At 56.2% G+C, this 14,735-nt stretch carries 11 protein-coding genes; 4 read left to right on the top strand and 7 right to left on the bottom strand.

The features are described from left to right. The first annotated feature begins 48 nt into the window (after positions 1-48). Genes QOL67_RS04940 through QOL67_RS04925 form a run of 4 tightly spaced genes read left to right on the top strand, consistent with a single transcriptional unit; the run spans position 49 to position 5,889 of the window. Complete coding sequence (locus tag QOL67_RS04940) at positions 49-891, top strand: FAD binding domain-containing protein (RefSeq protein WP_283424861.1); 843 nt, start codon at positions 49-51, stop codon at positions 889-891. Beyond that, positions 888-3,599 carry a molybdopterin-dependent oxidoreductase gene (locus tag QOL67_RS04935; protein WP_283424860.1) on the top strand — a complete coding sequence of 904 codons (2,712 nt, stop codon included), beginning with the start codon at positions 888-890 and terminating at the stop codon, positions 3,597-3,599. Before QOL67_RS04940 ends, QOL67_RS04935 begins: the two co-directional genes overlap by 4 nt. Then, a complete protein-coding gene (locus tag QOL67_RS04930) occupies positions 3,596-5,050 on the top strand; it encodes a 6-hydroxynicotinate reductase (RefSeq protein WP_283424859.1) in 1,455 nt (484 codons plus the stop codon). Before QOL67_RS04935 ends, QOL67_RS04930 begins: the two co-directional genes overlap by 4 nt. Then, complete coding sequence (locus QOL67_RS04925; protein ID WP_283424858.1) at positions 5,047-5,889, top strand: UPF0280 family protein; 843 nt, start codon at positions 5,047-5,049, stop codon at positions 5,887-5,889. The genes QOL67_RS04930 and QOL67_RS04925 overlap by 4 nt, the downstream gene beginning before the upstream one ends. Before the next feature lie 5 nt (positions 5,890-5,894). Here QOL67_RS04925 and QOL67_RS04920 read toward each other — a convergent pair whose 3' ends face one another. The 7 genes from QOL67_RS04920 to lptF all read right to left on the bottom strand — a co-directional run bounded on the left by QOL67_RS04920 (position 5,895) and on the right by lptF (position 14,721). Continuing rightward, complete coding sequence (locus QOL67_RS04920) at positions 5,895-6,614, bottom strand: hypothetical protein (protein ID WP_283424857.1); 720 nt, start codon at positions 6,612-6,614, stop codon at positions 5,895-5,897. A gap of 566 nt (positions 6,615-7,180) precedes the next feature. Beyond that, entirely contained in the window at positions 7,181-8,023 is an 843-nt protein-coding gene (gene rsmA / locus QOL67_RS04915) for a 16S rRNA (adenine(1518)-N(6)/adenine(1519)-N(6))-dimethyltransferase RsmA (RefSeq protein WP_283424856.1), read from the bottom strand. A gap of 76 nt (positions 8,024-8,099) precedes the next feature. After that, on the bottom strand, positions 8,100-9,068 hold the full coding sequence (gene pdxA / locus QOL67_RS04910) for a 4-hydroxythreonine-4-phosphate dehydrogenase PdxA (RefSeq protein WP_283424855.1): 969 nt from the start codon (positions 9,066-9,068) through the stop codon (positions 8,100-8,102). Beyond that, the gene (locus tag QOL67_RS04905) at positions 9,065-10,312 is read right to left on the bottom strand and encodes a peptidylprolyl isomerase (protein ID WP_283424854.1); all 1,248 of its coding nucleotides are present in this window, start codon (positions 10,310-10,312) and stop codon (positions 9,065-9,067) included. Before QOL67_RS04905 ends, pdxA begins: the two co-directional genes overlap by 4 nt. A gap of 22 nt (positions 10,313-10,334) precedes the next feature. Further along, positions 10,335-12,365 (bottom strand): LPS-assembly protein LptD, encoded by a 2,031-nt coding sequence (locus QOL67_RS04900; RefSeq protein ID WP_283424853.1) that lies wholly within the window; start codon positions 12,363-12,365, stop codon positions 10,335-10,337. Between the two features lie 143 nt (positions 12,366-12,508). After that, a complete protein-coding gene (gene lptG, locus QOL67_RS04895; protein WP_283424852.1) occupies positions 12,509-13,606 on the bottom strand; it encodes an LPS export ABC transporter permease LptG in 1,098 nt (365 codons plus the stop codon). Further along, entirely contained in the window at positions 13,603-14,721 is a 1,119-nt protein-coding gene (gene lptF / locus QOL67_RS04890; RefSeq protein WP_283424851.1) for an LPS export ABC transporter permease LptF, read from the bottom strand. Before lptF ends, lptG begins: the two co-directional genes overlap by 4 nt. Positions 14,722-14,735 lie beyond the last annotated feature (14 nt).

Here is a 14,735-nt window from a genome sequence, read left to right as displayed (position 1 = left end):
TATACACACAAGTTATTGTGCCGCGCCCTGACGATTTGAGAGGTCACCATGGGGATTTACCATCGCCCCGGCAAGTTGAAAGACGCGCTCGCTGTTTTGGCGAGGTCAGACGTGCAACTTGTGGCGGGATGCACTGATGTGTTTGCGGCCTCTGAAGCGCAAGAGCTGTGCGGAAGTGTTTTGGATATTACGCAGATTGCCGAGCTTCGCGGGATCTCAAAGACTGGCACCGGTTGGCGAATTGGGGCCGCAACAACCTGGCGGGATGTGTGTGACGCACCGCTGCCAGCCGCGTTTGACATGCTCAAACAAGCCGCGCGTGAGGTTGGCGGCATTCAGGTTCAAAATGCCGGGACGGTTGCGGGGAACATCTGCAATGCATCCCCTGCGGCGGATGGGATGCCGCCATTGTTAGCATTAGATGCGCAGGTGGAATTGGTGTCCGAACGTGGGGTTCGTCAGGTGCCATTGGCGCAGTTTGTGACCGGCCCGAGAGAAATTTCACGCGAGAAAGACGAAGTGGTGACGTCTGTTTTGATCCCGGAGGCAAGTGCAGTTGGACGCAGCCGATTCTTAAAATTGGGGGCACGCAAACATTTGGTGATTTCCATTGCAATGACCGCCGTGCTTCTTGAGGTCGAGGCCAAAGTGATCAAAGCCGCGGCTGTGTCTGTCGGCGCTTGTGGACCGGTCGCCTGTCGCGTGTCAGCGTTGGAAAATGTGCTGGTTGGGTGTGAACTTTCGAGTGCTGTCCAATTGGTACAATCAGATAAGTTTGGGGACGTTTTGTCGCCCATCTCGGATGTCCGTGGCGACGCGGATTATCGACGTGACGCGGCCGTAGAATTGGTGCGTCGCGCGGTGCACGATGTGATTGAGGAGATCCCATGATTTCCTTTGAGGTCAACGGTGAACCCCAATCTATAGACGTGCCAATGGGGCGCCGTTTGTCCGATGTCTTGCGGGATAACTTACAATTGCGCGGGACAAAAGTAGGCTGTGACGCCGGGGATTGCGGCGCGTGTACTGTGTTGGTGGATGGCAAGGCAACCTGTGCCTGTTTAACCCCTGTGGCGCAGATCTCCGGGCGCTCGGTTGAGACCATCGAGGGTGTTGGACGCGCTGGCCCAAACGCGTTGCAGCGCGCGTTTTTGCGCCATGGTGCCGCACAATGTGGGATTTGCACGCCCGGCATGGTGATGGCAGCGGAGGCATTGATACGACAGAATGTGTCGCCAGATAGAGCGGCAGTGGAAGCGGCACTGAGCGGGGTGCTGTGTCGCTGCACGGGATATACAAAAATCATTGATGCGGTTCTGGATGCGGCGGGCAGTGGTGCTGGACCAGAACCGGATGCGGGCAAAGCTGTTGGCGCGCGTGTCGAGCGGCTGGACGGAGCTGCAAAAGTTATGGGAACCGAGGCGTTTGGTGCAGATATTGTTCCTGACGGGGCGCTTTGGGTGCGGGCTCTACGCAGTCCGCATGCCGCCGCAGGTTTTGCCTTTGGCGATATTGAGGGCTGGGCCAAGACGCATGACGTGCGTGTATTTACCGCTAAGAACATTCCTGGTGAAAATTGCTTCGGCGTGATTGAACGGTTTTCGGACCAGCCGGTGTTGGCTGAGGCTGAGGTCCGTATGGTCGGCGAGGCGGTGGCTTTGGTCGCCGGAGGCAAAGATGTGGTGTCCAATTTGGATTTGGGCAGCTTTCCTGTGTGTTGGGAACCATCTTATTCTTTTGAGACAGCAACAGAAGCACGTGATGAAAGCGCCCGCCAACTTCATTTGGACCGTGCTGGAAACCAATTGATTGCAGGCGTCGTCCGTCGAGGGGACGCAGAGGCTTCGCTGGGAAATGCTGCGCATGTTGTGCAAGGCACATTGCGAACAGGGCATGTGGAACATGCCTATATTGAACCGGAAGCGGGTCTGGCTTGGATGGACGGCGGTGTGCTCAACATTCGAGCCTGTACGCAGGCGCCGGTTTTGGACCAACAAACGACGGCCAAGGTTTTGGGGCTACCGACGCAAAAAGTGCGCATTCGACCTGCGGCCACGGGCGGTGGTTTTGGCGCCAAACTGGATGTGACGGTGCAGCCTTTGGTCGGTTTGGTGACGTTGCTAACCGGGCGCCCAAGTGCGATGGTTTATTCTCGCGGCGAAAGCATGATGGCGAGTACCAAACGCCATCCGGCAGAGATGCAGGCCAGGATTGGCGCGGACATCGACGGACGGCTGGTCGGGATGACGTTTGACGGGGATTTTGACACCGGCGCTTATGCCAGTTGGGGGCCAACCGTTGCGGTGCGGGTGCCGGTGCATGCCAGCGGACCCTATATTGTGCCAAACTATGAGGCCGAGGCGCGCGCAATCCACACAAATGGGCCTGTTTCCGGCGCGTTTCGGGGTTTTGGCGTGCCACAAGCAGCAGCGCTTCAGGAGCAGCTGTTGGATCAGTTGGCAGATCAAGTGGGCATGGACAGTTTGGCGTTCCGGCGGTTGAACGCACTGTCGGATGGTGTGCCCACGGTTTGCGGCCAAGAGCTATCTGGAGTGGGAATTGGGGCTTGTTTGGACGCATTGCAGTCGCGGTGGGATGCCGCTCTGATTGCGGTGGCGGGCTTTAACGCGGCGACGAAAGAGAAAGCACGCGGAATAGGCGTTGCAAGCTGTTGGTACGGTTGCGGGAATACAGCCTTGCCAAACCCGTCCACCATGCGCATCGGGATCACAGCAGACGGCAAGATTTGTTTGCATCAAGGGGCGATGGATATTGGCCAGGGGGCCAACACGGTGATTGCGCAGTTGGCGGCGGATGCGCTTGGGGTTCCGGTACATCATGTCACGCTGATCGATGCAGATACGGCCGTGACGCCGGATTGCGGCAAAACGTCGGCCAGCCGCCAAACCGTGGTGAGCGGCAAAGCAGCTGTGTTGGCAGCCGAGGCGTTGCGATCTAAGGCTTTGCAACTCGCAAACGTTGGTCCGCACTCTCAGATGTCCCTATCGGGGGCCGTGCTGACCTTGATTGACGGCACGGTGCGGCGAGACGTATCGCTGCAAGAACTGCCAGAGGACGCGCATGGCTATGTGCTTTGGGCTGAGGCGCGCTACGATCCGCCAACCGAAGCGCTGGATAAAGACGGGCAGGGCGCGCCTTATGCAGTTTACGGCTACGGGGCGCAATTGGCTGAGGTGGAAGTGGATTTGGCGCTTGGGACCGTGCAGGTCTTAAAAGTCACAGCGGCACATGATGTGGGCAAAGTGATCAACCCATTGCTTGCGGAAGGTCAGATCGAAGGTGGAATAGCCCAGGGGCTTGGCATGGCGTTGATGGAAGAGTTTCACCCAGGCATCACGGAGAACCTGCATGATTACCTGATCCCCACGATCGGGGATGTGCCGGAGGTGGTGTCGCATTTGATTGAGGTGCCTGATCCGGAAGGACCGATGGGCGCCAAAGGGTTGGGGGAACATGTGCTGATCCCGACAGCACCGGCAATACTCAACGCGATACGCCATGCTACGGGGGCTGTTCTGACACAATTGCCTGCCCGACCGGATCGGGTGTTGGCAGCGTTAAAGGCCGCCAAGCCATGAGCCCGTCACCGAGACAGCGCGAGGAGAAGATCCGATGTGATGCCTGTCCGGTGATGTGTTTTATTGCGGAGGGTCGAATTGGCGCATGTGACCGCTACGCCAATGTGAATGGAGAAATCATACGGTGTGATCCGCTGACGGTTTTGGACCGGGCCATCGAGGCTGGCACGGACGTGCGCCCGTTTTTGGGGCGCGATTGGCACGATGGGTTGTCGACCGATGATCTGTTTGTCACCGCAGTGGGGGCGGGCACCACCTATCCGGATTTTAAGCCAGCACCGTTTTTGGTGAGCCGGGAAATTGACGGTGTCGATTGTGTGACCGTCGTGACCGAGGCTATTTTTTCCTATTGTGGTGTGAAAGTGAAGATCGACACGGATCGGCATTTGGGTGTGGAGGGGGCGGTGGTGCGCCATCAAGGTGAGGCCGTAGGGCTGATGGTGACCAGCGAGTATGGCAGCCAAATGATGAGCCTAGGCGGAGTGGATCACTTGACTGGAGGCAGCAAAGCAGAAGGGCGCGCGACCTGTGACGTATTGCTGGACCTGTTGAACCGCTCCCCCGTGGACTTGACCGTCGAAAATGGTGCAGAGGTGGTGGTGCAAGCCGGGGCGGCGCCGATTGTTGACGGACACAAAGAAGCTCGTATGCGTGTTGGGTGCGGGTCTGCCACGATTGGTATGTTTGCAAGCCAGTGGAAAGGGTTGGTCGACGAAGTTGTTGTTGTGGATGACCACATCACTGGCGTTGTCAGTGAGCACCAAGCAGGCAAGGTCATCGACTGGCCAAGCACCGGCATTCGCATCAAAGGCCGCCGCAGCACACCCGGACGATATTTTCAGGTGGCGGACCCTGGCTTGGGCTGGGGCGGCACAGATATTGTGGATCCACTGGATATTCTTGGACCATGGCGAGCGGAGAAAGGCGCGCGTGACGGGCTGACGCTGTTTATGGTGAGCACAACCGGCGAACACGCTGCCTATTACAAATTGGATGCCAACCTTGTTCCTCAAAAATGTGAAATGCCGGATGCTTTAAAACCGTCTGTCGCGTTGATTGCAGAAAACTGTGAACCGGCAATGTGCACAGTGATGTTCATGGGGGGGGCAGGTGGATCACTGCGCTCTGGCGTGACGCAAAATCCTGTAAAGCTCACTCGCGCGGTGCAAAGCGGGCAGGCCGAAGTCACTGTTGGAGGCACACACGCATATGTCTGGCCAGGGGGCGGGATCACGCTGATGGCCGATGTGACCAAGATGCCCGAAGGTGCGTTTGGAATGGTGCCGACGCCCGCCATTGTGGCACCGTTGGAATTCACCGTGCCACGTGGCGTATATGAAGAACTGGGGGGACATATAACGCACATCCGAGACATCCAGGATATTTTGACCACCGGTGGTGAATATGCGAAGGCGACACATATTGTCCCAACCAAATTGCCCAAGCCATGAAAAATGGCGCTCAGATTTCCTGGTTACCGGATGGTAAGCGCATGCATCTGCACCATGGGCCCATTGATTTGGTTATAGAAATATGGGGGTCTGGCAAGGCGGAAGCCTATCAAAGAGCGGCGACGCGATTTCAGTCCGTGCTTCAGGAATTGGTGGACGAACTACCTGACCTTCGCCAACCGGCCTCAAACAACACATGTTTTCGAGGCGATATTGCAAGGGTAATGAATGAAGCGGTAACGCGGTACTTGCCCAGTTTCGTGACACCGATGGCGGCGGTTGCTGGAGCGGTTGCTGATGAAATTGCACAGGTCATTTCCGAGACTCCCAACGTGACCAAGGCATACGTCAATAACGGTGGCGATATTGCCTTGGTGCTTGAAGGTGAGGCCGTCATGGTGACCGACATCGGTGGGGGGATCGCCCGCGCAACGTTACACGGGCGCGGGAGTGTTCGTGGGGTGGCGACCTCTGGATGGCGGGGGCGCAGCCTGTCCTTTGGCATCGCGGATGCCGTCTCAGTGTTGGCAGGTTCCGCGGCTTTGGCCGATGTGGCGGCAACGGTGATTGCCAATGCGGTTGATCTGCCAAGCCATCATGGCATTGTACGTGCGACGGCAGAGAGCCAGCAATTGGACAGTGATTTGGGCACCAGGTTGGTGACCATTGCTGTGACGAAGTTGCATCAAGACGAGGTGTCTGCCGCCTTGGATCGGGGACTGCGCGTCGCCCAGAGCCTTGGCAAAAAGGAAGGCGTCTTGGGCGGCTTACTTGCGCTTCAAGGGCAAGTAAGGTCCTTCGGAAACCCAAGTTTTTCCAAAAGGCCAATAGACGTATAGGCCAGCTAGCGGCGCACTTCCCTATCGGGAAGCCAGTCAAGCCAACTGTTCACCCAATTCCCAGCAAAGCCAATTTCAGGCGGTGTTTGCGCACCTTTCTCAACAGCCGAATACGTAGTACGGACAAACCAGTGTTTGTCGTTCACAACAAACAGATCAATGGGGTTGCCCGTCAGTCGTTTGAACAAGGGGTGGTATCTGGAATTTACATCAATATCACCCCCTATCACACTGACTTTTTTGGGTAATGAAGGAGTTCGAAATCTCGGAGCTCGTCCTTGAACTTCAAGGGTCGGCCGGAAAAAACTCAGGCTGGAAAAGGAGTTCGCATTTGGCATTCCTCGTGGGTCTGCGGCGGCGCGCAACATAAGAAGAGCGCCAGCTCCGAGAGTGAGTAGGTTGGGCGGGCCAGATATTTTCGCAAGATGTTGCGCACTTTCATGCATCTCTCGCATCATGGGAGCAAATCTAAATTGGCCGTGCTCGGGCCAGAAGCTGTTCCATTGAAGAAGGTAGATTGGCGGCCCAGACTGAGATCGGACGGTCAAGAGCTCTTGGACCAGGTATTTGGCTTGTTCAAAATCCACATGTGTCGGCCCGGGGATCAGCAAGATTGGATTTTGCGCCAATTCTGTGTTGCTGCTCTCCAAAACCAACTTTGCCGACCGTGTGCTGTACACGAGCGTTTCATCAGGCGGTTGAAGTGGGAGCATATCTTTGGCCAATGGGTCCTCGCATTCTGCGTAAAGACCAATCCAGTTATGGCCTTCAAATTTGTTTCAAAGGTGCCCGCGACTTGCAGCGCCGGGCAGGGGGAAAGTTGAGAAAGTCACCACTCAGCCAGACGTTGTATCCACAGAAGGCTTGCGACCTGTGGCGCAACACGCTTGGCCTGATAAGTGGCAAGTCAGGGGTGTTCCAAGTGGCTGGTTGCAGCGTAATTGAAATGAGACCGAACCAGTTTCACCTGAAATCTAGCCTCCCTCAAACGGCCTCAAGCCTTTGTGAATTATAGAAAACTTATCTCAATTGAGATGGGGAAATCCTTGACAAGTTGCCAGGGTTCGACATTTCGGAATACGCCCGCACCCAACTGGAGGAAGAGGGAATTGGGGTGCAGGCGTCAGGGCTCGCACAACTTACAGCGGTGTCACATCAAGGAGGGTTGCTAATGGACAGTCGTAGTTTGTTGCGTGGTACAGATATGGGGAGTCAATGAGCGGCCAGCTTGAGAGAACCCGCCAAGGTTTGGCGATTCTACGACATCTGTCTGTGGCGTGCTTGGTTGGCTTTAGCTGTTCTTCATCAAACGCGCCAAAGCGCAGAATTGTTCCAAGCTGACCACTTCGGCCCGGTCCGTGGGTTTGATGCCAGCAGCAATCAGACGGTCTTCGATATCAGGTGCTTGGCCCTTAAGTGCTGCGCGCAACATTTTACGGCGCTGATTAAACGCAGCAGCTACGATACGAGACAGTGTTGCCGCATCGGCCGGGTAGCGCGGCTCCGACAAAGCCGTAAGGTGCACCACAGAAGAATGCACTTTGGGAGGTGGCGAAAACGCACCGGGCGGCAGAGACATCACGATGTTGGCGTTAGCGCGCCATTGAGACAAGATTGCGAGACGCCCGTAAGCCTTTGAACCGGGTTGAGCGGTGATGCGCTCAGCCACTTCACGCTGGAACATCAAGGTCAAGCTTTGCCAAAATGGCGGCCACTCTTTGGGTGTGAGCCACCGTACCAACAGCTCGGTGCCCACGTTGTAAGGCAGGTTCGCGGCAACACGGATAGGCGGGGTGAGGTGGGCCAACGGGTTCACTTCCAGAGCGTCGCCGTTGATCACTTCGAGCTGTCCCGGATAGGCGGCTGCGATCTCGGCCAAAGCGGGCATGCAACGCTCATCTTTTTCAATCGCAAGAACTTTGCGCGCACCTTCCGCCAGCAAGCCGCGGGTCAGACCACCGGGACCTGGGCCGATTTCCAGAACATCACAATCGGTGAGATCACCTGCGCGGCGGGCAATTTTGGCGGTGAGGTTGAGATCCAGAAGAAAGTTTTGACCCAATGACTTTCGCGCGGACAGGCCGTGCGTGTCGATCACCTGACGAAGAGTGGGAAGATCATCAATGGCGCTCATGGGATTAGCCTTGGGTTTTGGCGGCTGAGCCGCAGATGTGTGCCTTTGGCGGAGATATTTCCGGCCAAATGAAGGGTCAAGCGCTTTGTGCCATCTGTGCCGCCATACGCAGCGCGGCAATGGTGCTGGACGGATTGGCCTGGCCAGTGCCGGCAATGTCAAACGCGGTGCCGTGATCTGGAGAAGTGCGAATAAAAGGCAATCCAAGGGTGACGTTTACGCCGCCGTCAAAATCCAGCGTTTTGATCGGTATCAGCGCCTGATCATGATAGGCGCAGACAGCCACGTCGTAGCGCGCGCGGGCGGCGGCGTGGAACATGGTGTCGGCGGGCAAGGGGCCTGTGATGTCAAAACCTTCACGACGCAGGCTCTCAAGCACCGGCGCAATGACGCTGGCATCCTCGTGACCCATCGCGCCACCTTCGCCGGCGTGAGGATTAAGGCCGGCAACCGCGATGCGGGGGACAGCAATGCCAAACTGGGTTTGCAGACCTTTGGCAGTGATGCGAAGGGTCTCTTCCAGCAACGCCGGTGTGAGCGCGGCAGGCACCTCGGACAACGGGATGTGGATGGTGGTGGGCACCACGCGCAACATATCAGACGCCAACATCATGACAGCATTGTCGACGCCGCCCAATGCAGCGAGATACTCGGTGTGGCCCGGATATGGGAACTCCGCGCCGTCTTTGAGAGCTTTTTTGTGAATTGGCAGCGTACAGATGGCGCTGGCTTCGCCCTCCATGGCCAGGTCAACAGCCTGAGCGATCACGTCCACCACACCATCCGCGTTTTCCGGCAGCGCTGTGCCTGGTGTGCGGGCTGCGGCAAAGGGATGTGGCAACACAGGCAGCGCATCAGCCATGACCTTGGCCGCCTCTTGCGGGCTTTGTAGCAGTTTATGCGGCACTGTGCCGGGCAGGTGGGTCGGGTCTGCAATCAAAAAGAAGGGCAGCTCATCTTTGAGTGCCAACCAAGCCTTTTCGGCAATCTCCAGCCCAACACCAGCCGGTTCCCCACAGGTCAGCGCAATGGGCGCGCCGGTCATTTTTCTGTGATCCGGGCTTGGGCGCGCAGCTGGCTGAGATAGCTGTTGGCGTAGCTTTCCAAACGCAGGTTTCGCAGGGATTGCGCGACGTCCTCGCGAGATAGTTCTTCGGAGCCAATTTCAGCAGTCCGTCCGCAGAGCATCAAAACGATGAGATTTTGACCGTCTGCGGTGGTCAGGTTGGTCGAGATTTCATTGTCGTCCAACTTTGCCAATTCGATGGCCACATCTCGGGGGATTTCGTTGGGTTTTTGGGTCTCTCGGAATAGGCGCTCTGCTGGCAACCCAAAGCCCACGCCGTAAAGGTCATCACATTTATCGACAGATGCGCGCACTTTTGCGGCCTCTGCCAAAGCATCGGCTGTGCGACCGCCTGGAACATAGAACTTTGCGTAATCCACTGCAGAGTAGCGTGGCGCACTGCGGCCGGTTTCGGCAATGCCGCGCAGCTGAAACAATGCCACGGCGTTGGGCAGTTGCAGAGGAGGGGAAACCTCACCCTTGCGCAGGGCAGTGACCACCGGACGCAGCGGCGCTGGCAGGTTGGTGACATTCATCCAATCCACGTGACCGCCCTGATCTTTGGTACCGGAAGCGGAATAAATGCGAGCGGCGGATTCAAATTCGGAAAAGCTCTTGAGCTCCGAAATTTGTGCAGCGAGGCTGTCGACTTGTGCGCGGGTTTGCGGGGTCACAGGAATGATGATTTCAGACAAAAGTACCCGCACACCACCTTGGCCGCTGCTTTGCGCTATGGCCCGGTCGATCTCTTCTTCGCTGACCTCCGCGTTGGCCCCAAATCGGGATTGCACCACGCCGCCCCAAGCGATTTGCGAAATGATGAAATCACGCAGAGCCTCTTCAGAGATGCCTTCGGCGGCAAGCGCCTTGAGCATGTCAGCGGGTTTCATGTTCACCCGTTTGGCGAAGTTTTCCAAACCTGCGTTGACGCCTTCTTCGGACGGCGCGATGCCGGTTTGTCGGGCGGCTTGGAGCTTCAGTCGATCCTCAACCAGTTGTTCTCGGGCCAACTCCAAAGGGTCTCCGGGTGCACTCATAACCACCAACAAGCGCGCACGTTGTTCGATTTCGTAATGCGTGACAACGGAGTCGTTGACGACAAAAGCGGGGCTAAAAGCATTTTGCGCCTGTGTTGGAAGCGCAAACAGGCCCATCATGGTGCAGGCGGCCGTGGTGCTGGCGAGTGCGCGGAGCGCTGAGCGTATCATGGTGCGTGGCGTCATTTTTACGTTGTCTTCCTGTCAGTCAGCCGCATTTGCGGTCATAGCTCTTGTCGTTCGAATTGACCGAAAATCCAAGCAAGGCCACGTTAAAGCCCACCCGGGTGCTCGATTGCACGGTAGAGGATGTTGAGAAGCGGCGCGAGAGAGAAAGTTCCATACGCAGGCACTCGTTTCGATACTCCAAGCCAACACCAGCTTCGGAGGTTTTGCCGCTGACCGCGTCAAACTGCCAATCCATCATCCCGGTCCAGTGGCGGTTGAGGCGGTAGCTGCCGTCAAATTTCATCTCAGAGATATCGTTTGGGCGGGATTCAACGAGATCTTTTTCCAGCCAGATGTAGCTGGCGTCCAGCCATAGCCGGTCGTTGGACCACCCCAGCCGTGCACCAGCCTTGTTTAGGTCACCCTTGGTGTCCAGCAGCGCGCGCCCTGTGAACAACAAACCACTTTGGTTTCTGAGTTGACCCGCGACCAAAAGGTCTGACGACGTTCCGGACAGTCCGGAGCTTTTGGAAAAATCTGGTTGCGCATCTTGGCGAATCACTTGACCAAATGTCAGGCTGCCCTGCCAGCCCTTGCTGCTGATGCGGGACCAATTCATACCAACCGCGGATGAAAGGCCGCGTTCTCGTCGGTCGTATGACGGAAAGCGCGACAGAGACAAAAGGTTGCCTTCGTCAAATTCAACCTGGGTGCTTTCGTCATTGGCCACTTCAAGAGTGTCCCCGCCGGTCCAGGCCACTTGGGCCAAAGGTTCCAAGATGTACGTTGCGCCATCGGTACCGGTTTTGGACATCGGGTAACGCAGATAAGCAGCCACGGAAGGCGCCAGCCCGCTGTCAAAGGTGCTAACGGAACTGTCGTTTTCGGTGCGATACGCGTCAAACGCCAATGCTCCAGTCACACCAGTTCGGAGGCCGTTGCCCAGGGTCCAGTCGCCAAGCCATTGAACATTGGCGTTTGCACGCCCGACGTCGCGACCGGCATCGCCATCTTTGGTGGAGCGTCGCTGATGCCCGTGGGCTTCGACGCTGGTGCGCAACTCGCCCCCCCACATGTTGAGATATCGCCGTTCTGTTTCTGCTTTGAGCACCAGAAACGGGATTTCGTCATTGTCTTCGTCTTCGCGCAAAGTCTGATAGTGGTAAGCCGCAAAGCGCGTGTTCTCGGTTCGGCTTGCGCGCGCGATTGTGATGTCGCTGTTGAGGCGATCGTAGTCCGCATAGTCGTAGTCTGTCAGGTAGGTGTCGTCGGACACAGCCTTCAGATCAAAGGTCAGCTTGTAGTCCTGGCCCAACTGAAACAGACCCTCGGCAAAAAGGAAGCCGCGAATGATATCAGACCGAATTGTATCATCAGAAATGGCTCCTTCCAGTTGGATACCGCCCTTTTCAAATGCCTGACGGTAGCGGAACTCCATTGTTCGGGTTTCAGACGACAAATAGGGCGACAACACCAAGTCGCGCTCTGTTCCCCAAGGTATAAAGTAAGGGACTTTGACACCGTAGTTGAGCAGGGAGGAATGATTGAACTCCGGTATCAAAAAGCCCTGTGCGCGATCCAAAGTTGGATCCGGCATGCGCAGATGTGGGAAGTAAAAGACCGGAACGTCACGGACCAACACGCTGGCGTGGTCAAAGTAGAGTTGTTTTTCTAACTGGTCGTGCACCACACGTTGAGCCCGGATCTGCCAAAGGGGTGGTTCTCCAGTTTCGCAAACATGGCATGAGCTGACTGTGGTTTTGTCCAACACGCTATAGCGACCATCGAGCCTCGTCATCCGAGCGGAAGCCAATTGCACTTGATCTGCCAACACCAGACGGGCGCTATGAATCAGGCCATTTCGCAGGTCAGATTGCAATTCGGCTGCATCCGCGACAATTGTGGCTTCATCTCCTTGGGTGATCCGGATCGGACCTTTAAGGACAATCTCGCCTGTGGTGTCGTTGTAAATAATTTCCCGCGCGGTCAGGCGAACATCATCAGATAGCGCTTCAACGTTGCCGCGGGCAATCAGCAAGCCGTCTGCAGTCACGTTTACTGAATCTGCCACAAGGACTACGTTACGTGGCTCGGATGGCGCGCTCTGCGAAGGCTGTGTGCCAGATGACGCAGATTGGGATAATCCTTCTGAGGGCGATCCCAAGGTGAGAGCGGCGACCGCAACCAGGGGACATAAGAAGCGCGGAGAAGTCGTCATCCGTCCTCCATATGCAACAACAGTCCAAGTGCCAACAGCACACTTGCGGTTGGGGGTGCCCATGCAGCAAGCAACACCGGGATTTGACCATTTTCTCCAAGGATCTGGGCAAAGTTGCGCACGAAATGCAGGCTAAATCCGATGAGCACCGAGGTTAAAACAGCAACGCCGGTGTTGCCAAAGCGGGTGTGGCGCATGGTGAAAGCGGAGGCCACAAGGACCATGGCCATTAGGAACAGAGGCTGCGCCAACTCCATTTGCAACCAAACTTGATGCCGACGTGCGGAAAAGCCGGACTCGTTTAACTCGGCAATAAACGCTGGCAGTTTCCAAATCGAGATTGAAGAGGGCGTGCCAAAACGCTCACGGATACGATCCGCTGTGAGGCTGCTGGGAAACGTAACAGAGGCTTCACTTAAGGGCTTGGCGCCTTCAATCAGGCCAGCATTTAGGTTCCATGTTCGGACGTTGGAGAGTTCCCAACCGCCATCCACCAAACGAGCAGAATTTGCTTCAATCCGCTTTTGCGGGCCACCCTCGTGGGCATACGTTACAATGGTGATCTCGTGGAAAACCGATGCATCGGTGTTGGCGCTGCCAGCATGGATTACCGCGTGTCCCTCTTCGCCGCCTTGTCGAAGCCAAATACCTTCTTTGGACAACGACAGCGCACTGCGGCCACCGGAGCGCAGCATGTCGCTTTGCGTTTCGTATTGGACTGAGGTCGCGGCAACAATGGGGTTGAGGGTGCTGACCGACAGCAAGCCGATGACCAGGGCCATCGTCGCTGGAGACAGAACAGACACGATGCCAGACCGGCCAGCGGCGCGCACAACAACCAGTTCAGAGCTGCGCGACAGGCTGATGAACAGGGCAATGGTCGCAAGAATTATGATCAGCGGCATGAGCTGGTAGAGACTTTCAGGAGTGCGCAGCAAAGTGAGACCAACCACTTTTTCAAACCCAACAGCTTCTACGTCGTAGCGGCGGAGTTGTTCCATCATGTCGACCAAAACAGTCAGCACAAAGAACACCATGGCTATGCCCAGGAAGATCCAAAGAAACTTACGCGCAAAATAGAAATGAACCGTCATGTCGTCACCCTCCGGTGCCACCGGACCGGGTTAGCGGAGAAATAAAGCAGACCGCATGCAATCAGGAAGCCCAACGCGCTTGGCAAATACATGATTGGCCAAAGGTCAGGATTGGAACGCACAGGATCTGCGATCGCATTTTTGAGCGCTTCGAGAACAACCAAAATCATAAACGCAGCGATGATTTGGCGCCAAACGCCAAAGCGGCTGAACCCGCCAGTCAACAGCATGGCAAAACCAATCAGGGCAAAGCTAATGGTGGACAGTGGCATCGCAAAACGGTCGTGAAGATCTTCAGTGATGCTGCCAATACTCTCTCCGGTTTGTTCCGAAATGGCGTCCATGTTGCCGATGATATCCCATGACGGGAAGTGTTTTGCTGAAGCGCGCGGTGCGGTTTCGGGATCAATTAGCGAGCTGATATCATAGGAAAAATCGGCGAAATTTGTGGTCATCAAAGTGTCGGTGTCATGGCGGTGAAGTTGGGCCAATCCATCGACCATCACAAGTTTTGGGCCGGTTTCATCCTGTACCAGATAGGCGTCCGATGCGGTGTAGGAGGTTGAGCGTCCTTCAGAGCGATGATCCGCCAAAAAGACGTCTTTTAACACGCCGTTCGGTGTGATTTCGCGAATATAGAAAGTAATGCCGTCTGCCGGATGCAGAAAGGTGCCTTCGGTCAACAAGCGTGCCGTCACGTTCTCGGTGATCTCTTTTTGTCGCTTGCTGAGTTCTGAGTTGCTGGTCGGAACGAGAAAATGTGTGAGTGCGGACAACATCAGCGCCGTGATCATGCCAAAAATCGCCACAGGTCGGGCGAGACGCCAAGGGCTGAACCCGGTGGCTTGCATCACGGTCAGCTCACTTTCGGAGGAGAGCCGATTGGTCACGTAGACCGTGCCTGCAAACACGGCAATAGGCAGCACCAAACGGATCACGTTGGGCAATGTCAGGACCGACAATTCCAGAAAGACGGAGACATTTTGGCCGCTGGCAATCAGCTGATCAAACAGCGACACCGCGCGATTGACCCAGTAGACGGATACAAGGATCAGCGCAAAAAAACCGAACAGAGTCAGGAATTGCGACAGGATATATCTGTCGAATCTGCTCACCTGCCAAGAATCCC

It is taken from the genome of Shimia sagamensis (genome assembly GCF_900182745.1).
Lineage (GTDB): Bacteria > Pseudomonadota > Alphaproteobacteria > Rhodobacterales > Rhodobacteraceae > Shimia > Shimia sagamensis.
The sequence above is the reverse complement of the archived record's forward strand: the minus strand, read 5'-3'. Positions and strand labels throughout refer to the sequence as shown.

What these genes read in the sequence shown, in the direction of transcription:
- QOL67_RS04940 (WP_283424861.1), top strand. Translation starts at nt 49, where the DNA reads ATGGGGATTTACCATCGCCCCGGCAAGTTGAAAGACGCGCTCGCTGTT.
- QOL67_RS04935 (WP_283424860.1), top strand. Translation starts at nt 888, where the DNA reads ATGATTTCCTTTGAGGTCAACGGTGAACCCCAATCTATAGACGTGCCA.
- QOL67_RS04930 (WP_283424859.1), top strand. Translation starts at nt 3,596, where the DNA reads ATGAGCCCGTCACCGAGACAGCGCGAGGAGAAGATCCGATGTGATGCC.
- QOL67_RS04925 (WP_283424858.1), top strand. Translation starts at nt 5,047, where the DNA reads ATGAAAAATGGCGCTCAGATTTCCTGGTTACCGGATGGTAAGCGCATG.
- rsmA (WP_283424856.1), bottom strand. Translation starts at nt 8,023, where the DNA reads ATGAGCGCCATTGATGATCTTCCCACTCTTCGTCAGGTGATCGACACG.
- pdxA (WP_283424855.1), bottom strand. Translation starts at nt 9,068, where the DNA reads ATGACCGGCGCGCCCATTGCGCTGACCTGTGGGGAACCGGCTGGTGTT.
- QOL67_RS04905 (WP_283424854.1), bottom strand. Translation starts at nt 10,312, where the DNA reads ATGACGCCACGCACCATGATACGCTCAGCGCTCCGCGCACTCGCCAGC.
- lptG (WP_283424852.1), bottom strand. Translation starts at nt 13,606, where the DNA reads ATGACGGTTCATTTCTATTTTGCGCGTAAGTTTCTTTGGATCTTCCTG.